Consider the following 19774-nt stretch of genomic DNA (forward strand, 5'->3'; position numbering starts at 1 on the left):
TTAAAGTATTAGTTTCTGGAATTTATCAAAAGATCACTCCCTGGTTCTTGCACCAGTTCATTTTCCTTTCCTGTATCCAATGCCGATTTTATAGTTAAACCAGCAACATTTTCTATCAACGCTGAAGCTGAGCTATTGAAAAAGGTATAACGACCCGTTGTTACACGGTTTACACCTGCAGCTACGACATAACCAACAATTAATAAAGAAAGAGCCAAGAGTATATTGGAAATAATACGTCTATAACTTTCATGTTTGTCTAATTCTGCTCTAGGTTTTAATAACTCATTAGTACACTCGTGTTTAAAGTCAGCAAGGGCTTCTTCCTCATTTTCAGTTGGATTATTATTATATCGGCCAATAATCTTTCTAAGTTCGGAAATTAATTGCCCAGCTTCAACCTCTGCCTGTGCACTTTTCGGTCCTTTTTGGGCTAAATGTGTCCTCAGTACTTCCAGGTTTTCAATATTGCTTAGAATCGGAGCAATTCTTGCCATACGCGCTTGGGCTATTTCCCCTTGTTTTAGTAGTCGCTCATATTGCTGTTGCGCGTTTTGAATTACAGCTTGAAGTTTTTGTCGCTCTTCTAAATACTCATCTGTGAGCTGTTTTTGGACTTCTAAATGTTTACTTGCAAGTTCTTGTTGGGCAACTAAATTGGCTTCCACGAGTTTTTGTTGTTCCTCTACATGCATTTGTTGCTGCTGTTTTAGGGCCGCATCCGCCTGTAATTTGTAGTCTGCAAACTCTTGTTCAAGTTGCTTTCTGTTTTCTTTCTCTTGTCCCAATAATTCATGTTGTTCATTCATTGCAGCTTGTGAGTGCAATTTAGGTGTTTGACTTAAAAGGATACGGCATTGTTGAATTTGCTGATCTAACTCAGCAACTTTTTCTGCAGTAATTCCTGATACAGGATTGGTGATGATTACACTTAGCCCTAAATCAGTTTCGGTTATGGACACCGAATCGTCTTCGGGTTGGAGAAATAAATCTAATTGCTTACCTAAAGCCCCAAGAAAATTATAAATTTCCTGATCTTTATTAATATATTCCGATTCAAAATATTGCTTGATTACCGCTAATTTTTGTATTAGTTCATTGCGCTCTTCCTGCAATTCTTCATAGCGTGCATTTAACATTAATTTGCCATGTATATTCTTTAATTCACTATCAAGGCTAAGTTGTAAGTCGAACAGTTTACCAACACGTGCAATAGCTTCTTTATATGGTGTAGGGATTAATTCGTGGTCCGTAATTTTAGCTACTAGATTAAGAAAAGCTTCATAAGAATCATGGTCACCATTCTGAAGTTTCTTAATCAGTTCTAATAAATCGTTTTGCATGGTGTGCAAGTTCAGTTGCTCTGTTTGCTCTAGGCTACTGTTTTTGATGAATGTCGTATAAATACGCTGAAAATAAGTTTTAAAATCAAGAGCGATGTAACTTATGAACTCTTGTTTTTGGGGACTAGCCGTTACTGGTTTTTGCAAAAGGCGTTGTACGAGCTCATCTTCTGATTTTTTATTTGCTCCTTGCTTGAGTGCCTCTAAGAAGCTTTTAATAGCTGGCCAATTACCATCAGTTAACGTCACTTGCATCGCACCATATTTTTCCGGTGGGAAGCAACCTTTTTCCAGTATTAGTTTGGCTTGATACACTGGATCACTGAAATATAATGATGCAGCTGCAGTATATACGTCAGAGGCTCCAGTTAACGAATGCCCTTGACCAAATTGGTCACTATGCTGTTGTTCTTCTTCATTGAATTCTGGATGTCCAGTGAATAACTCCAAAATAGAGGCCGCTGGTGCACTCTGCTCCAGTCCAACCATTAATAAATGGTCAGCTTCATTTTTGTGAAAATAAACATGGCCACTAAATCCATTGTCCGAAATTTTTTTGCCATAGAAATTCTGTTTGCCTTCACCGCCCATGGCGATATTGACTCCAAAGTCACGTGGCGTATTGAATAAAGTAGGTAATTGTCCGCGCAGTCCTATAAGTACTCCTTTGCCCTCCGCAATGGTTTCGTCTTTACGATATACATTATGAGTTGCAGAACGAGAAAATATTGCGTTGGAGGAGCCCGGAGCTGGGAAATAGCTTAATAACTCTGCCCTATACGCTTCAGAAAGCCCTTCATAATCCAGAATAATACGGCTGGCATGCGATAAATAATCAGCGATGGTTAATTGATCATTGGGGGCTTGTAATTCATTAGATGAAGAAAAGGCCGAGCGAGTTTTAAAGTCGCCGGCAGCGACACAGGCACTTAACAATTGCATGATTTGCGTCCCCACATCATTGGGGTTATTGTGCAAAAAAGTATTAGCCCATTGACTCGCTACGGTTTGCTGATCCTGCTCAATGGTGGATGCTACTATGTCTAATTTTTTATCAGTCATTTTATGTACTTTTCTAAAGGCAAAATAATAATGAATAATAACAAATGGAGCTTAAGGGAATATTATGCAATGAGTCATTTATTTTCTTTTTGCTCTATTTATATCGGGCTAATAGTAATTTTTTTTAACAATGATTGTCAAATTAATGAAGATTGAAAATAAACTGTAATTCAATTGGGAGACTTAACCTATCTTATATTGGGAACGCTAAGGTATGAGTATAGTTGCAGGCAAATACAGCATTGATAGAGAAATTAGATTAAATTAAGAGTTTTAAGAGGCGTTTTTAGGCTAAATCAGACTGGAAGTTGGGGCTAAAGCTAGGCTTTAACCCAAGAGCTTAATCAATTTATGCTAAATCACTCATCGTAGAAACAGCATGATAACCGGCATCCACATGGACTATCTCCCCAGTAATACCTGAGGCTAAGCTTGAACATAAGAATGCAGCAGTATTACCTACTTCTTCAATAGTCACGTTTCTATGCAGAGGGGTAATATTTGCGTAAGCAGTTTGAATTTTACGAAAATCTTTAATTCCTGCTGCCGCTAAAGTCTTGATTGGGCCTGCGGAAATCGCGTTAACACGCAAACCACGTTGCCCCATACTTGCTGCCAAATAACGTACAGAAGCCTCTAAGCTCGCCTTAGCAATACCCATTACATTATAATTAGGTACTGCTTTTTCAGCACCATAATAGCTAAGAGTAATGATAGAACCCTCAGTTCCTTCCATCATGGGTAGAGCGGCTTGCGCTAAAGCAACTAGGCTGTACGCACTGATATCGTGAGCAATTTTGAAACCTTCACGAGTACAAGAGGTCACAAAGTCACCGCTTATTTGATCTGCAGGTGCATAAGCTACAGAATGAACCATACTATCTAATTTATCCCAATGCTGTCCTAAGTTAGCAAACAGGGTTTTAATTTCTTCATCGTGGGCAACATCACAGGGGAATACAAGCTTTGAATTAAACTCAGCAGCCATTGATTCAACACGCTCTTTTAAGCGGTCGTTTTGGTAGGTGAATGCTAATTCAGCGCCTTGCTCATGAAAGGCTTTGGCAATTCCATAAGCAATAGAGCGGTTGCTCGCTAAACCAATGATCAGTGCCTTTTTACCAGCTAAAAAACCCACAGTTATTCTCCTATTACTATTTGGTATTAGTATGTGAAGCTAATAATTCACGCATTTTTGCTTGAATCATTTCGATAGCAATTCTATTTTCACCGCCGCGAGGGACAATAATGTCCGCATAACGGCTTGATGGTTCAATAAACTGCAAATACATAGGACGTACGGTTGTTTCATATTGATGAACTACAGACTCAAATGTTCTATGGCGTTCTACAACATCTCTCTTTAAGCGTCGTGTGAGACAGACATCCAGAGGAGTAGACATAAAAATTCGAATGTCCATAATGTCACGTAATTCTTTATCGCTAAAGAGTAAAATACCTTCCAGAATAATAATGGCATGTTTGCCAATCGTTCTGGTTTCTGGCAAGCGAAGATGTTTTGAATGCGAGTAAATAGGAATCTCAACCGGCTTACCTTCTCGGAGCTGGCGCAAGTGCTCGCATAATAGTGCATGATCAAATGAATCCGGGTGATCATAATTTATTTTTTCTCGATCAGCGAATGGTAAATGCCCATTATCTTTGTAGTAGGCATCTTCAGAGATTACCACTACGTGATCGGAGCCTAGCTCGTTAACTATTGTATTTGCAAAAAGACTTTTACCAGACGCAGAGGGACCTGAAATCCCAATAATAATGACTTCTTTGTTCATGATGATTTCGCTTAAATTTTGGTGCAAATGGTAATAGTTTTTTGTATCAAATTCAATCTTTAATTATGGAACTGGGCAATGTAATCTGGATTCGCCCAACCTAATACGGGGATTTCTACCTTCTCTTCCCCGTATTATGAGTGCTTCTAATATGGGCTACATGGTTTGAGTGTTGCCATTAAATGCGCTCAATACCTCCTCTAAAGGTTGGCCAACTGCCGCAGATGGGGCTTTGATCATTAGCAAAGAAGATAGAGTTGTAGCGATATCTGTTGTATGAACCTTACGGAAAATACGTTGTGCTTTGAAGCTTGGATGTACAAATAATAAAGGAACATAACTGTCATAATTCCAGGGGCTGCCGTGGGATATACGATAAATACCTTTGGCTCCATTCGATTGGTTTGGAGGCTGCACGATATACACATCGCCAGCACGATTAGGAAAATACATTTTATTTACTTTTGCACTGAGCCAATCTTTTTCAATTTGGGTAACGGGGAGGGGATAGGCTTTAAATATCCTGGGTTTCAACGTTAATTGTTGCGCCAGGTAATTACTTACTTTACGAGGACTTAAGTGATGCTTTTTTATTATGTGATGGTTCAGATAAATATAGGGTGGCATGACAGACATGAGGGCTTTTTTAGGGAGTTTGTAGTGTTTTTTTAAAGCCTTATGAATGAAACGCTCCATTTCCGCAATTTTAATAGGCTGAATTTCAATAATATTATGTGCCTTAAGATATGTTGGACCATCATTAACCCCATGATCTGCGGTAAGGACAATTAAGGTATTGTTTAAGCCCACTTGCTTATCAATTACTCCAAGAAGATGCGCTAATCGTTTATCTAACTCTAATAAATTATCTTCAGCCTCGAGGCTATTGGGGCCAAACTGATGCCCAATCGCATCTACTCCCGAAAAACTAATAGCTAAATAATCCGTTTGATTCGCGCTGAGTCCAAGTTTCTCTTCAGTTAATAGTTGTTCTGCAAAACTTGCGGTCAACTGATCGGACCTTGGAGTTTTAGACAGGGCTTTGAAATAGTCTTGATTTTCCTCATGTCGTACCTGATGTGGAAAACTCTGTCCAAAGGCCTGGTCTGCCTGTGGGAAAATAGGGGAGTTTGCGTTTTGATACTCTGCTTTTGATTTACCTAAATGCCACTCGAAATTGGGGGAGTGGTACTGTTGGTTCCAGGTTTTTACCCAGTTTGGGTATTCCTTAGCATAATAGCTACTGGTTACAAAGCCACCATTGGTCGTATCAAACCAGAACGCCTTGCCTGCATGTCCTGCAAGCGTTATTGCTGAACGATCTTTAAATGAAACTCCAAAAGCGCGTCCTTTTTTGGCTAAGATTACTTCATCACTTAAGGTGGATGCATATAAATTTCTTGGCGAACGTCCAGGGATCGGGGTTTTCGTATGTTGTGTGGGTAATACTTGCGTTTTCAAATCCTCCATGCAATAGATTGTTTGCTTGGATTTTCGGTTGTACCAATCATTATTGATAATGCCATGCATGGCGGGGTAACTACCCGTTGAAATTGTGGCATGCCCTGCACAAGTAGTGGTATTCGCATGAGGATGATGCGCATTACTGAAATTGATAGAATGACTTAATAAGAAATTAAATCCTGAGCTACCGAATTGTTGTTGATGCTTATGAATTAAATCGCCACGTAATTGGTCAACTACAATTTGTACAACCAATTTAGGCTGATTGGTTTCAGCATGAGTATTAATACAGCTCAAGGCTAATAGAACAGAGCAGATATATTTTTTCATAAGACTACACCTCCATTGGGGGAATGCGTAACTTAACTTATTGTACTAGGATAATGCAACTACCAAAGAGATAAGGAGCGATCAAAATAGATTAGGTTTGATATAAAAAATAACATTATTTTTTTATATCGTACTCCCATTAATTAGTTTAGAATTCATTTGACAATGGAATTTTATCAATACAGTAAGATGTAAATCTTAGTGAGCACGGTTACTTTCTACTATGCTAATTGTGCTTTATAGGGCATGGTTTTTTTTAGAAGTTTATGGAGGAATGAAATGGCTTTTACATTAGTAAAATATGATTTACTTAGAAAAAACATAATTAGCAGTATTAAGTCCCTAGCAAAGCATTACAAATACTTTGACGTATCAGACCTTCTTCATGCGTACTTGGAGGAGCAAACGGTAGATCCCACAATATGGAAAAAGAAATATGATAATATTTCCGAAATAAGACGTTCACAAGCGGCGTTTTTATTAACGATGATTCGTTGTCTGGATGAACAGATTGCAGCGCAACCTGAATCTTTAGACGATTGTGAATATTTACTTAATGCATCTGCGTGTTACGTCCGCGATATTATTAATCAATCCTATGATGCTAAAGCCTCTTGGAATAATTATTGGGCCTCCTTTGTTACCTCAGTCGACAATAGTAAATTTTATAATCTTTTGGGTTCGGCGTTGCTTTTTACTCGGAGTAATCTACCGACGAATAATGAAGCATCGACGATGTATTCTTGTTTAAAACAATTTATTCTGCATCAGACATATGCTGATCCTCATAATCCCGAACATGGGTATTTAGTTGTTGATAGCCAGCAAGAGTCTCAAGCTTCTAAAGCAATAATTTCTTCTATGGTATTTTCCAGTGCACGAATAGAAGGATTTGTTGTAGAAGACTTTATTAATGAATTAATCGCGCGTATTGCAACACTCGAACAGAAAGTCATGGACACTGTAAAGAAAGAATATAAGAGTAAAGTAGAGGTAAGCAAGGGAAGCATCTTTCGTAATGACAGTGCTAAGGAAGAAAAAGGACAAACAACATTTGATGATCCCGATCCCAACGATCCTGAAAGAGCACACAGTTTATTTGTTTATTGCATGCAATGAAGAGAAAATACTACGTCATCTCAAACACTGCGAGGGATGACGTAGGTATGAATTATTGTTCTATTGGATAACCAAACATCGCCCATTCCATGATGCCTCCATCAACAGAATACACTTCTTGATATCCTAAATCCATTAAACACTGCGCCGCATATAAAGAACGGACACCGCCTTTGCAGTGAAGATAAATAGGGTTGTCTTTATCAGCTATATGCGCTTCAATATTCCCGCTAATGCTGTCTTTAGGAATATGAATAGCAGTGGGTATACGTACTGCTTGCCATTCCGCTTGCTCACGAACATCAATTAGGCATAATTGCGGGTTTTGCTCCATTTTGTTTTTCAATTCATGCACATCAATTGTTTTAATATTAGGGTTTGTCATAACGTACTTCTCTTATTTGTGGTCGTGTTAACGTTGAGTGATGCAATAACCAGTAAATGGTTGCGGTTAATACACCTCCAATTAAAGTTGCAAATGCCCAGGTTGATGCAGATACAAGGACTGTTTTTTGTCCTAGACGGTTCATACCGCCAGCATCACGAGCAACAGCTCCTGCAAAAACTAAATGCAAAATGCCATTGATTACCATTGTTAGATAAAAAAAAGTTTGGATTTGAGTAGTAAACTGTTTTGCCAATTCAGAGATCACTGGTTGTCGTCCTTCTCGATGAAAATCAAGTACGAATATGATAACAGAAAATGACAGAGATCTTTTATTTCTTTGCTAACCTCGGTAACATGCGGTGAATAAAAATAATAAGAGAGATAACATGAACGCTTCTGAAGTCCCTGTTCCTCATTTAACCACCGCCAATCCTGGTCCTTTGTATCACGTCGAAAAAGTTGTTTTAAATCAAGTTGCTGCAATCGAAACTTGGTTTAGAAAGCAATGGAAGCAAACGCCTCCATCCTTAACTTCCTCTGTTGATTTGCGTCAAGCAGGCTTCAAATTAGCCCCTGTGGATACGAACTTATTTCCAGCCGGTTTTAATAATTTAAACCCCGAGTTTCTTCCTTTATGCATTCAAGCAGCTCAATCTGTTTTAGCCGATTACGTACCTTATTGCACTCGGATTTTACTGTTGCCCGAAAGTCATACGCGAAATAAATTTTACATGCAAAGCTTGCATGTATTACGTACGATTTTTAGTAAAGCGGGTTTTGTGGTACGCATTGGTAGTTTGGATCCGGAACTAAAAGAACCAACAGAAATTACTCTTGACAGTGGTGATACCTTATTGATTGAACCAATCCAAAGACAGGGTGACCGTATTGGTTTATCGGATTTTAATCCCTGCTTTATCATGTTAAATAATGATTTATCCCAAGGGGTTCCAGAAATTTTACATGGCTTGCAGCAAAAAATCAGACCTACAGAAAAGTTAGGATGGTCTTCGCGATTAAAGTCCAGTCATTTTAGCTTTTTTGATGAAGTCGCCGCTGAATTTTCTGAGCTAGTGGGGATGGATTCCTGGCTTATTAATCCTTATTTCAGTGCGATTGATGGAGTGGATTTTATGGCTCAGGAAGGCATTGAGCAATTGGCTACAGAAGTAGATAAGCTTCTTGAATCAATCCAAGATAAATACGCGACCTACGGGATTAAAGAAAAACCGTTCGTAGTGATTAAAGCGGATAATGGCACTTATGGCATGAGCGTGATGATGGTGCATAATGCGGATCAAGTACGCCAATTAAATAGAAAGCAACGTACTAAAATGTCGGCCAGTAAGGGAAGTCAAAAGGTTGAGCGCGTGATTATTCAGGAAGGGGTGTACACTTTTGAAACCATGCCCAATGGTGCTGTTGCTGAACCCGTTGTGTATATGATTGGACAGTTTGTGGTTGGTGGTTTTTATCGAGTACATCAGGAACGTGGTATTGATGAAAATCTGAATGCTCCAGGGATGCATTTTGAACCATTGGCATTTGCGCAAGCTTGCAACATACCTTCGGATGAATTAGAAGTAGTTGATTGTCCTAATCGTTTTTATGTATATGGTGTAATTGCTCGCTTAGCTGCTCTTGCTGCAGCACGAGAAATTGATGCAATTGGGGGATAATAAATGAGATTAGCTGTATTGATAGATCCCTTAGAGTATTTAAAACCATACAAAGACACCACGATTGCCCTGATCAAAAGGGCACAAGAGATGGGTTGGTCATGCGTTTATTTTACGCAACAGGATCTATTTTGCCGAGAAGGGCGTGCTTATGCTCAAGTCTATGAGCTTATTGTTGGCGATGAACATAGCCGGGATTGGGTGCAAACCAATGATTTAGGTGAAAAACCTTTAGGTGATTTTGATATTATTTTGATGCGTAAGGATCCCCCTTTTAATACGGAATATATTTACACCACCTACTTATTAGAGTTGGCTGAGCGTGAAGGGGTTTTGGTTGCCAATAAACCTCAAAGTTTACGTGATGCTAACGAGAAATTTTTTACCTTAAATTTCCCCCAATGTTGCCCAACGACCTTAGTTTCACGTGATATTAAAAAACTACGGTCATTTTGGGAAACACATCAACAAGTTATTTTTAAACCTGCCGAAGGAATGGGTGGAAGTTCCGTTTTTCATGTGGATGAGCATGGACGTAATTTATCCGTCATTTTAGAAGTACTCACTGAGAATCAAACACGAACCATTATTGCGCAACGTTATATTCCTGAAATTACGACAGCAGGGGATAAGCGTATTTTAGTAATTAACGGTGAGCCAGTCCCCTATGCCTTAGCCCGCATCCCTGCTCCAGGTGAATTACGTGGAAATTTAGCTGCTGGTGCACGTGGGGAAGTAGTTCCAATGAATGAGCGCGATCGGTGGATTTGCCAACAAATTGGCCCTACATTGAAATCCAAAGGCTTATATTTTGTTGGTATCGATGTGATTGGTGATTATTTAACTGAAATTAACGTGACTAGTCCTACATGTCTTCGGGAAATTACAGCGGAAACCGGATTAGATATTGCAGGGGATTTCTTGCAAGGACTTAAGAATATTTGTTTAGGTTAGTAGGTTGGGCTGTTAAGTCCAGCAAGCATCCAGATGCTGGGCTTAACAGCCCAGCTTACACTTATTTATTCCTCTACGTAATCACTACCCGCATTTGCTGGAGCTGTTGCCGCAGCAGCAGACTTATCTGCTTCAACATCATCCACATAAAGTTCGCCATTATCTTGCTTGGCACCAGAAATGAGGTAGTTACGGTGTTGTAGATAAGCATCCCGCATGAATGCATATTTATCTAAAGCTTCATCCATAATACGATCCGTTGTCAGCAGCTGAGAACGTAAATCAACATAACGTAGCGCCAGTAAGCTATAAACCACCGCATCCTCATTAATGTAAACATAAGGACTGTATAGAGCAAATTGGAATAGCCATCCAGCACCGTCACGAATGGTACTTGGGCCTAAGAGGGGAAGAACCAAATAAGGTGAGTTTTTATCGCCCCATTTTGCCAAGGTAAGACCTAAATCATTCGAGTGAGGCTGTAGACCAAATTCTTGGGCTACGTCCAAAACACCACCCACCCCTAGGGTTGAGTTAATGAGGAAACGCCAGGTATCTCTAATGGCCCATTTACCTTCGGCCTGTAACAGGTCATTACCTACAGTAGGGATCAGATCCAAGTTGTTGTAAAAATTATTCACACCTTTACGGACGAAGGCAGGAAGTACGGCTCGGTATACTTTGGCTGATGGTTTTAAAACCACTTTATCAAGTGCCGAATTGAACTTATAAACTTTGCGGTTAAATTTTTCATAAGGATCCGCGGGGTTTGTTCCTTTTGTTACACAGCCCGCTAATGCAAGGCTTCCTGCCAAACTGATACTTATTAATTTTAATCGCATGATTTTTATAACTTATTAAACCAACCTAGGAACGATGTTACACGAGTTTATGGCTCTTGAAAACGAGTAGATTTAAAATTGCATTAAAAAGGTTACTGGACCATCATTGCACAAATGAACTTGCATGTCCGCTCCAAAACAACCACTTTGCGTTCCCGGGTGAAGTTGGGTGGCGCAAGTCAATAAATGGTCAAATAATTGGCGGCCGAACTCAGGGGGAGCCGCACGTGAGAAGCTAGGACGTAATCCTTTTTGAGTGTCGGCCATTAAGGTGAATTGAGGTACTAATAATAGACCGCCATTAACCTCGTTCAAGCTTAAATTCATTTTTCCTTGAGCATCATCAAATATGCGGTAACTGAGGCATTTTTTTAGCATCTTTTCGATGGTTTGCTCATTATCATTTGGTTCAAAACCGCAGAGGATCATCAGTCCCTGATTTATTTTCCCCACGGTTTCATTATCAATATCAACACGAGCTTCACGGACCCGTTGAATTACAATTAGCATGCATCAGGCCCTTGTTTGGAAATTTCTTTACTGGCATAAATGAGGGCATCAATAATTCCTGACTCTCGGTCCGAATGCCCCGCATCACGTACCACTCTTAAATTCGATGCCGGAATCGCTTGATGTAATTCATAAGCTGCTGCAAGTGGCGATACAAGGTCAAATCGACCATGTACGATGTAGGTAGGAATATGTCTTATTTTATGGGCATTTTCGAGTACCTGATTTTCTTCTATAAAGTATTTGTTGGTAATGTAATGTGTTTCAAGTGTTGCTAAGGCCAGAGCAAAGTGTGGGTCACTGTATTGATCAATGACGTATAAATGAGGCTGTAAGCTACTGCAACGTGCTTCCCAAAGAGCCCAGTTTTTTGCTGCACTCATGCGGATTAAATCATTAGTGCCTTGCAAGCATTGAGCATAATATTGCGGAACTGCATCGCGCAGGTGTTGAGGAACACAACCAATGAATTCTTGCCAATAATCAGGATAAACCAAGCTGGCACCTTCGCGGTAGAACCAGTCATCATCTTGTCGGCGGCCTAAAAAGATTTGGTGTAACAATAATGCTTTAATTTGCTGAGGAAATTTTTGGGCATAAAGCAGAGCAAGTAGAGAGCCCCAGCCACCACCAGATAATATAAACTCCGATAAGCCTAGAAAATCCCTAATGGCGTCGATATCATCTAATAAAAGAGGAGTAGTATTCTCTCTGATTTCTAAATGTGGGGTAGAGCGACCGCACCCGCGTTGATCAAATAAAATAATACGGTAGTGTTGGGGATCAAAAAAACGACGCAAATACCCTTCCGTGGAGCAGCCCCCAGGCCCTTGATGCAAAACAATAACAGGAATTCCATCGGGATTTCCTGTTTCTTCAATATACAGTGTATGTAAATCGCTAACTTTCAACTCATGTTGTTTGTACGGTTTAATGGCAGGGTAGAGAGAATGCATCTTAATCCTTTAAAGAATCAATGGGTTTAATGCCCTTATTCTGCTCTGGGAGCGGCGAGAAAGCAAGTGGCTCATGGAAAACAGAAAATTATGCCCCAGTACTTAAAGGCAGCGTCATAAGGCCAGCCCCTCAACCTCTCGAGATAATATTTTTATAGTTTTTATATATTAAATTGATGATAATACGCTCACAGTTTTTAGTTGGAATAAATGTATGAGTATTACTGCACTTCTCAATGGCCTAAATGAGCGACAACGCGAAGCGGTTTCGGCACCGCTTGGTAATACTTTGGTTTTGGCTGGAGCGGGTAGTGGTAAGACGAAAGTTTTAGTTAGCCGTATCGCCTGGTTGATTGAGAAAGAACAGCTGTCACCGCATGGTATTCTTGCGGTCACGTTCACCAATAAAGCCGCAGGTGAAATGCGGGCGCGTCTTAACAACATGCTAGCAACTCCAGTGCTGGGTTTATGGGTTGGTACCTTCCATGGCTTATGCCACCGCTTATTACGTCGCCACTATAAAGAGGCGAATTTACCTGAGCAATTCCACATTTTGGATTCAGAAGATCAAGCGCGAGTAATTAAACGGGTGATTGCGGCATTGAATTTAGATTCAGAGCAATGGCCAGTAAAACAAGCACAATCCTTTATTAATGGTCGCAAAGATGAAGGTCTTCGACCTCAACATGTGCACACCTTAAGTTATGGTCCTGGTAGAACCTTATTGGCGATTTATAGTGCTTATGAACAAGCTTGTCAGACCGCTGGGGTTATTGATTTTGCTGAATTATTACTGCGCACTCATGAATTACTGCGTGATAATCCGGATATTTTGGCGCACTACCGCCAACGTTTTCAGGCAATCTTAGTTGACGAGTTCCAGGACACTAACACCATTCAATATGCTTGGATACGCCTTTTAGCTGGAGAAGACACGGCGGTCCTTGCGGTGGGCGATGATGACCAGTCTATTTATGGCTGGCGTGGTGCCAAGGTTGAAAACATTCAGCAATTTGCTCGTGATTTTAAAGGAACCCAAGTTATTCGCCTAGAACAAAACTACCGTTCTACCTCGACTATTCTTGATGCCTCTAATGCCTTAATTACCCATAATAATTCACGTATGGGAAAAGATTTATGGACTGCAGGTGGTGCAGGTGAAAAGATTTTAGTATTCAGTGCGTTTAACGAGTTGGAAGAGGCACGTTTCGTTAGTGAACGCATTATGATGGAAATTAATCAAGGTGCTAGTGCGGATGAAATCGCTATTTTATATCGTTCCAATGCCCAATCGCGGGTAATTGAGGAAGCTCTTTTACGAGCGGGTATTGCCTATCGTATTTACGGTGGTTTGCGCTTCTTTGATCGAGCTGAAGTTAAAGATACCTTAGCCTATTTACGAATGCTGGTTAATCCTGGAGATGATACCGCATTTGAGAGGGTGGTGAACTTCCCAACGCGTGGCATTGGGGAAAAAACTCTGGACGATGTACGTCTTCATGCCAAAGCCCAAGAATCTTCTTTATGGCATGCGGCTAAAGACCTGCTTTACTCTGGGGGCTTGCCTCAACGTGCTGGTTCCTCATTAGCACGATTTATTGATCTCATCGAAGAGTTACAACGCAATACTGCTGCGATGGAATTGGATGAACAATTATCTTCAGTCATTCAAATGAGCGGTTTATATGCGCACTTTAGCAAAATTAAAGGGGATAAATCAGAATCTCGCCTGGATAACTTGCAAGAACTGATCAATGCCGCGAAGCAATTCCGTTATGATCAAGAAGAAGATGAAGAGCTACCTTTAGTTAATGCCTTTTTAGCACATGCTTCTTTGGAGGCTGGGGAGTTGCAGGCTGATGATCATGAGCGCTCAGTCCATTTAATGACCTTGCATGCTGCTAAAGGTTTGGAATTTCCTACTGTATTTTTAGTCGGTTTGGAGGAGGGGGTATTTCCAGGAAAACAATCCATGGAAGAGCCGGGCCGTTTAGAAGAAGAACGTCGCTTATGCTATGTCGGTATGACTCGGGCAATGAAGAAATTAATTTTGTCTTATGCTGAGGTTCGACGCCAGTACGGACGTGAAGAATATCATCGCCCTTCTCGATTTTTACGTGAATTACCCCAAGAGTTGTTGGATGAAGTGCGAGTTAAAGCACGCTTCCAAGCGCCTGCCTCTTCAAGTTTTTCCCCGAGAACTAAAGAGCCGATGATTGCGAAAACCCACGCTCAAGATGCAGGCTTGCCTTTGGGACAAAGCGTATCTCATGCAAAATTTGGTCAAGGGGTTGTCTTGGCCGTTGAGGGAAGTGGGGCGCATACTCGTGTGCAGGTGAAATTTAGAGAGCATGGGGTGAAGTGGCTGGTGTTGGCCTATGCAAATTTGGTGGTCGAAGCTTAGTTGTGCACTAAGTTTAAAATACCTAGCTATTGAATTTTTCCCTAGTGAATGCTAGGGTGCCGGTTGGAAGTATATTACTATTAAATAAGGGGAATTGTGTGAAATTTACAAATCTATTAACAGTTGGAGCACTCACTGCATCTTTAGTATCACCTGCAGTTATGGCAGATGATAATACTGCTCCCGCTATGTCTGATGCACAAAAAAAAGAAGTTGAAAAAGTTGTGCATGATTATTTAGTAGCTAACCCAGAAGTTTTATTGGAAGCATCACAAGCGCTGCAACAAAAACAACAACAAAACATGCAGCAACAAGCTCAATCGGCAATTAAAGAAAATACTGATCAATTATTCATGGGTAAAACGACAGTTGTTGGTAACCCAAAAGGTAATGTAACTATTGTCGAGTTTTTTGACTACCAATGCATTCATTGCAAAAAAATGGCTCCAGTTATTAGCAGCCTACTCAAAAAAGACAGTGACTTAAGAGTAATTTATAAAGAGTTCCCAATTTTTGGTAAGAGCTCAGAATTAGCTTCAAAAGCAGCTTTAGCAGCGGGCATGCAAGGCAAATACCAACAAATGCACCATGCTTTAATTAGCATTGATAAGCGTTTAAATGATAAAATGGTTATGGATGCAGCTAAGTCTATTGGCTTAGATATGAAGAAATTCAAAGCGGATATGGATGGCAAAGAAGTTGCACAAGTATTAGAAGCAAACCGTGCGTTAGCTGAAAAATTACACTTGATGGGAACTCCTGCCTTTATCGTAGCTTCTACTCCAGATGGCCAATTTAAAGCAGGTACTGAGCCTTCCTTCATTCCTGGTGCTGCCAGCGAAGAATCATTACAAGAGTTAATTAAGAAAGCAGCGGGTAACTAAGCCTAAATATATAATTCTTTTTGAATTGTATGAACTGTAGGCTTTAGTACTGCTGTTATGGATCTGCCGTCATTGCGAACGGAGTGAAGCAACCCGGGGTTGTGCTCCATCCCCCAGGCTTGCTTCGTCACTATGTTTCGCAATGACGAAGCCTCAGTATTTTTTCTTAATTTCATCTCAGTGGTTTCCGTGCTGGTTATTCTCGCATAGGCTGGTAACAGTTCATATTTCGTATATTCTGCGTTAAAATAATCGCCATCGCTTTTTTTTGAGATTTTCATGACAAAACCAACTACATTTCAGGATATTATTCTCACCCTGCAACAATATTGGGCAGCTCAAGGATGCGTTATATTGCAACCCTTTGATATGGAGGTCGGTGCAGGCACTTTTCATCCGGCAACGTTTTTACGCGCAATAGGTCCGGAGCCTTGGTATGCTGCTTACGTTCAGCCTTCAAGAAGACCTACCGATGGTCGTTATGGTGATAATCCAAACCGGGTACAGCATTACTACCAATTTCAGGTGGTACTAAAGCCATCTCCACTAGATATCCAAGAAAAATATTTGAATTCTTTACGCGCACTGGGTGTAGATCCTTTAGCTGATGACATCCGTTTTGTTGAGGACAACTGGGAATCGCCAACCTTAGGAGCCTGGGGTTTAGGTTGGGAAGTCTGGCAAAATGGTATGGAAGTATCTCAGTTTACTTATTTCCAACAAGCAGGTGGCTTGCCTTGTAAGCCTGTGACTGGCGAATTGACCTACGGTCTGGAACGACTGGCAATGTATATTCTTGGTGTAGATAATTTATTTGATTTGCCATGGAGTAATACGGCAAATGGCGTGGTGACTTATGGCAACGTGTTCCATCAAAATGAAGTAGAAATGTCTGCTTATAATTTTGAACATGCCAATGTGGATGAATTATTCAAGCAATTCGATTATTATGAAGGTGAGGCGCAAAAGTTGATTGCGTTGCAATTACCACTTCCTGCATATGAAATGGTGATTAAAGCCTCTCACTCATTTAATCTTCTTGATGCACGTAAAGCGATTTCTGTTACTGAACGACAACGTTACATCTTACGTGTACGTCAATTATCAAGAGCAGTAGCGCAAGCTTATTATGAAGCACGCGAAGCATTGGGCTTTCCTATGGCAAAAGGTGTGTAATGGTCAACGATTTTATATTTGAATTAGGTTGTGAAGAGCTACCTTCTGGTTCCGTTTGGCCTTTGGCAGACGAGTTTGCAAATCAATTACTAGCGGCATTAGATAAAGCGCAATTAAGTTATGGGCAAGTAAAACGTTTTGCTACTCCAAGACGTATTGCCCTAATCATCCAAGGATTACAAGCGGAACAACAAAGCCAATTGATAGTTCGGCGAGGGCCTGCGGTAGCTGCCGCTTATGACAAAGAAGGGAAACCAGCTCCCGCATTACTTGGTTTTGCGAAATCATGTGGTGTTGGCTTAGAACAACTTTCTCGTATCGCTACGGATAAAGGCGATTGGATTATCTATGAAAGTATGAGCGATGGAAAAAAGACAATAGAATTATTGCCTGGCTTAGTAAGCCAGGCTTTGGCTGCATTGCCGATTGCAAAACCAATGCGTTGGGGCGATGGTGATGATGAATTCGCTCGTCCTGTGCATTGGGCGGTCATGCTTTATGGTGATGAGGTAGTGGATCATCAACTACTTGGTATTAAGACGGGGCGTCACAGTAGAGGGCATCGTTTCCATCATCCACAGCCAATAGAAATTGCTTCAGCACAAAGCTATGAAGAACAAATGAACCAAGGATTCGTTCTTGCTGATTTTGCACTTAGAAAACAAGTGATCAAAGAGCAAATTGAAAAACTCGCTGCGAGTCGACACGCTACGGTGGTAATGCCTGAGGACTTATTGGATGAAGTTACATCTATTGTTGAATGGCCACAGGCTCTAATAGCAAACTTTGAAGATGAGTTTCTTGAGGTTCCGGCTGAATCATTAATTGCCTCTATGCAATCGCATCAGAAGTGTTTTGCTTTAAAAGATCAGCAAGGAAAGTTACTCCCGCATTTTATCACTGTTTCTAATATTGCGAGCACGAACCCACAGCAGGTTATTTTAGGTAATGAAAAAGTAATGCGCGCCCGTTTAAGTGATGCCGCATTTTTCTTTAGACAGGATAAAAAGCAGCCCCTAAGTTCTCATATTGCAGCAACTGAGAAGGTTGTGTTTCAGGCAAAGCTGGGCAGTTTGCAGGATAAGGCTTTGCGGGTTAAGTTGATGATGAATTACTTAAGTTCTGCTCTGAATTTGTCTGTAGAGCAGGCTGAGCGGGCAGCTGAATTGAGTAAGTGTGATCTATTAACGGGAATGGTAGGTGAGTTTCCCGAATTACAAGGCTTAATGGGATACTATTATGCTGTGCATGATGGTGAAAACCCCGCGGTAGCACAAGCACTAAATGAGCAATACATGCCTCGTTTTGCTGCCGATGCTTTACCTGAGTCTCCTTTAGGTATGGCTTTATCTTTAGCTGATCGTATTGATACTTTAGTAGGAATTTTTGCCATTGGGCAAAAACCTTCTGGAGCGAAAGATCCATTTAAATTAAGACGTCATGCTTTAGCAGTTGTCCGTTTATTAATTGCTATTCCTGCTCCTTTAAGTTTGAACACCTTACTTGAGCAAGCAGTTGTGCATTATGGAAATGCGATAAGCATTGAGCCGAGTTTAATTCCTGAGTTAAAAACATTTATTCTTGAGCGTTTACAATCTTATTATCAAGCTCAGGGCTTAGCGGGGGATTTGGTGCATGCCGTATGTGCGCGCCAAGATGATTGGTTACATGATTTAGATAAGCGATTGCATGCATTACAATCTTTTATTAACCTTCCCGAAGCGGCTTCACTTTCAGCAGCCTGTAAGCGGGTAAATAACTTATTGAATCATGTCGGGGATAATACGCTGACAGCGGTTAATGAGGCTATACTGGAAGAAGGTGCAGAACAGTCGTTGTTTGGCCAAATTAATCAAGTAACACACGCTGTAGAGCCTTTATATGTATCTGCTGAGTATGGTGCCCTATTGAAGTTATTAGCAAGCGTGAAAGACCCCATAGATGCCTTTTTTGATAAAGTAATGGTGATGGTCGACGATGAGGCAATCAAGGCGAATCGTTTGGCACTGTTAGCTAGCTTACAAAGACTACTGCAGGGTGTTGCCGACATTTCTTTATTGCAGCTCACATGATTACTGTTTCTGCTGTAGGTTATGCTGATGACAGCTTGCGGGAGCAGGCTTTAGTTGTGGCAGAACAATTACACTTTGATTTAGACAAAGATGCTAATCCTTGTCTTTTTCTTAGTGAAGAGGGCCTTGCCTTAAAAATGCAGCGTTTTTCTTTGCTTTATGCTGACTTCCACGCGTCTCATTGGATGAAACGCCGGCAAGATGGGAAAAAGCAAGGATTAGTACGTGCATGTAAGCCTACTGCAGGTTTAAAGATTATTGATGCTACGGCCGGTTGGGGACGGGATGCGGCTGTACTAGCAAGTTTTGGTGCAGAAGTGATGATGTTAGAGCGACATCCTGTTATGGCTGCTTTGCTGGCAGATGCTTTATCGCATCAAGAGGCACAGGATAAACAGCAACTTCAATTATCACTGCGTGCATGTGATACCCTGTCTTTTTTAAAACAGTTACCCGCTACCGAATATCCTGATGTTATTTACATTGACCCAATGCATCCTGAACGCAGTAAATCCGCTTTAGTCAAAAAGGACATGCAAGCTTTACAGCAAATGATAGGTGCAGATGAAGATGCATTGGAGTTGATTAACACATCAATCACTCGTGTCAAGCAAAGAGTTGTGGTGAAATGGCCACAAAAAATAAAACCTTTGTTACCCGTTAATGCAACTATCGAAGGTAAAACAGTGCGTTTTGATATTTATACTCCTTAAACATTCTCGCCAATCCACGCATCGAAACCAGCTGGCTGGTTTGCTTGCTTAAATGGTAACTCAATCAAACGCAGTGAATACCAAT

The 19774-nt window shown here is 40.7% G+C and carries 18 protein-coding genes; 8 read left to right on the plus strand and 10 right to left on the minus strand.

The features are described 5' to 3' along the window. Positions 1-8 precede the first annotated feature (8 nt). The 4 genes from ACD661_RS01475 to ACD661_RS01490 form a co-directional block, all read right to left on the minus strand. Positions 9-2405 (minus strand): hypothetical protein, encoded by a 2397-nt coding sequence (locus ACD661_RS01475; protein ID WP_400185791.1) that lies wholly within the window; start codon positions 2403-2405, stop codon positions 9-11. A gap of 349 nt (positions 2406-2754) precedes the next feature. Then, a complete protein-coding gene (locus tag ACD661_RS01480) occupies positions 2755-3543 on the minus strand; it encodes an enoyl-ACP reductase FabI (RefSeq protein ID WP_400185793.1) in 789 nt (262 codons plus the stop codon). A gap of 16 nt (positions 3544-3559) precedes the next feature. Continuing rightward, positions 3560-4198, minus strand: coding sequence for a uridine kinase (gene udk / locus ACD661_RS01485; RefSeq protein WP_058534773.1), 639 nt, complete (start codon positions 4196-4198; stop codon positions 3560-3562). 156 nt (positions 4199-4354) lie between these two features. Further along, on the minus strand, positions 4355-5992 hold the full coding sequence (locus tag ACD661_RS01490) for an alkaline phosphatase family protein (RefSeq protein WP_400185794.1): 1638 nt from the start codon (positions 5990-5992) through the stop codon (positions 4355-4357). 279 nt (positions 5993-6271) lie between these two features. On the opposite strand from ACD661_RS01490, the gene ACD661_RS01495 reads away from it, so the two are divergent. Then, positions 6272-7111: a hypothetical protein gene (locus tag ACD661_RS01495; RefSeq protein ID WP_400185795.1), complete on the plus strand. Its 840-nt coding sequence runs from the start codon at positions 6272-6274 to the stop codon at positions 7109-7111. Positions 7112-7163: 52 nt separating this feature from the next. Here ACD661_RS01495 and ACD661_RS01500 read toward each other — a convergent pair whose 3' ends face one another. Together ACD661_RS01500 and ACD661_RS01505 are read right to left on the minus strand one after the other, a co-directional pair. Then, a complete protein-coding gene (locus ACD661_RS01500) occupies positions 7164-7496 on the minus strand; it encodes a rhodanese-like domain-containing protein (RefSeq protein WP_400185796.1) in 333 nt (110 codons plus the stop codon). Continuing rightward, the gene (locus ACD661_RS01505; protein ID WP_400185797.1) at positions 7483-7764 is read right to left on the minus strand and encodes a hypothetical protein; all 282 of its coding nucleotides are present in this window, start codon (positions 7762-7764) and stop codon (positions 7483-7485) included. The genes ACD661_RS01500 and ACD661_RS01505 overlap by 14 nt, the downstream gene beginning before the upstream one ends. A 121-nt stretch (positions 7765-7885) precedes the next feature. Between ACD661_RS01505 and gshA the strand changes: the two genes are divergently transcribed. Both gshA and gshB read left to right on the plus strand, forming a co-directional pair. Then, complete coding sequence (gshA, locus tag ACD661_RS01510) at positions 7886-9178, plus strand: glutamate--cysteine ligase (RefSeq protein ID WP_400185799.1); 1293 nt, start codon at positions 7886-7888, stop codon at positions 9176-9178. 3 nt (positions 9179-9181) lie between these two features. After that, complete coding sequence (gene gshB / locus ACD661_RS01515) at positions 9182-10132, plus strand: glutathione synthase (protein WP_400185800.1); 951 nt, start codon at positions 9182-9184, stop codon at positions 10130-10132. A 65-nt stretch (positions 10133-10197) separates the two neighbouring features. On the opposite strand, the gene ACD661_RS01520 is transcribed toward gshB, so the two are convergent. The 3 genes from ACD661_RS01520 to pip all read right to left on the minus strand — a co-directional run bounded on the left by ACD661_RS01520 (position 10198) and on the right by pip (position 12440). Beyond that, on the minus strand, positions 10198-10974 hold the full coding sequence (locus ACD661_RS01520; RefSeq protein ID WP_400185802.1) for an MlaA family lipoprotein: 777 nt from the start codon (positions 10972-10974) through the stop codon (positions 10198-10200). 72 nt (positions 10975-11046) lie between these two features. Further along, positions 11047-11484: a D-aminoacyl-tRNA deacylase gene (dtd, locus tag ACD661_RS01525; RefSeq protein ID WP_400185803.1), complete on the minus strand. Its 438-nt coding sequence runs from the start codon at positions 11482-11484 to the stop codon at positions 11047-11049. Continuing rightward, positions 11478-12440: a prolyl aminopeptidase gene (gene pip, locus ACD661_RS01530; protein ID WP_400185805.1), complete on the minus strand. Its 963-nt coding sequence runs from the start codon at positions 12438-12440 to the stop codon at positions 11478-11480. Before pip ends, dtd begins: the two co-directional genes overlap by 7 nt. A 214-nt stretch (positions 12441-12654) precedes the next feature. Here pip and uvrD point away from each other — a divergent pair, with 214 nt between their 5' ends. Both uvrD and ACD661_RS01540 read left to right on the plus strand, forming a co-directional pair. Continuing rightward, entirely contained in the window at positions 12655-14844 is a 2190-nt protein-coding gene (gene uvrD / locus ACD661_RS01535) for a DNA helicase II (RefSeq protein WP_400185806.1), read from the plus strand. 98 nt (positions 14845-14942) lie between these two features. Beyond that, positions 14943-15728 (plus strand): DsbA family protein, encoded by a 786-nt coding sequence (locus tag ACD661_RS01540; protein ID WP_400185807.1) that lies wholly within the window; start codon positions 14943-14945, stop codon positions 15726-15728. A 2-nt stretch (positions 15729-15730) separates the two neighbouring features. Here the strand turns inward: ACD661_RS01540 and ACD661_RS01545 are convergent, their stop codons facing one another. After that, positions 15731-16009 carry a hypothetical protein gene (locus ACD661_RS01545; protein ID WP_400185809.1) on the minus strand — a complete coding sequence of 93 codons (279 nt, stop codon included), beginning with the start codon at positions 16007-16009 and terminating at the stop codon, positions 15731-15733. Between ACD661_RS01545 and glyQ the strand changes: the two genes are divergently transcribed. Genes glyQ through ACD661_RS01560 form a run of 3 tightly spaced genes read left to right on the plus strand, consistent with a single transcriptional unit; the run spans position 16008 to position 19689 of the window. Next, on the plus strand, positions 16008-16904 hold the full coding sequence (gene glyQ / locus ACD661_RS01550) for a glycine--tRNA ligase subunit alpha (protein ID WP_400185810.1): 897 nt from the start codon (positions 16008-16010) through the stop codon (positions 16902-16904). The two genes, ACD661_RS01545 and glyQ, sit on opposite strands and share 2 nt — an antisense overlap. After that, positions 16904-18976 carry a glycine--tRNA ligase subunit beta gene (glyS, locus tag ACD661_RS01555; protein WP_400185811.1) on the plus strand — a complete coding sequence of 691 codons (2073 nt, stop codon included), beginning with the start codon at positions 16904-16906 and terminating at the stop codon, positions 18974-18976. Before glyQ ends, glyS begins: the two co-directional genes overlap by 1 nt. Further along, on the plus strand, positions 18973-19689 hold the full coding sequence (locus ACD661_RS01560; RefSeq protein WP_400185813.1) for a class I SAM-dependent methyltransferase: 717 nt from the start codon (positions 18973-18975) through the stop codon (positions 19687-19689). The genes glyS and ACD661_RS01560 overlap by 4 nt, the downstream gene beginning before the upstream one ends. Positions 19690-19774: the final 85 nt, after the last annotated feature.

Origin of the sequence: Legionella lytica (assembly GCF_044626755.1) — a bacterium.
Taxonomy (GTDB): domain Bacteria; phylum Pseudomonadota; class Gammaproteobacteria; order Legionellales; family Legionellaceae; genus Legionella; species Legionella lytica_A.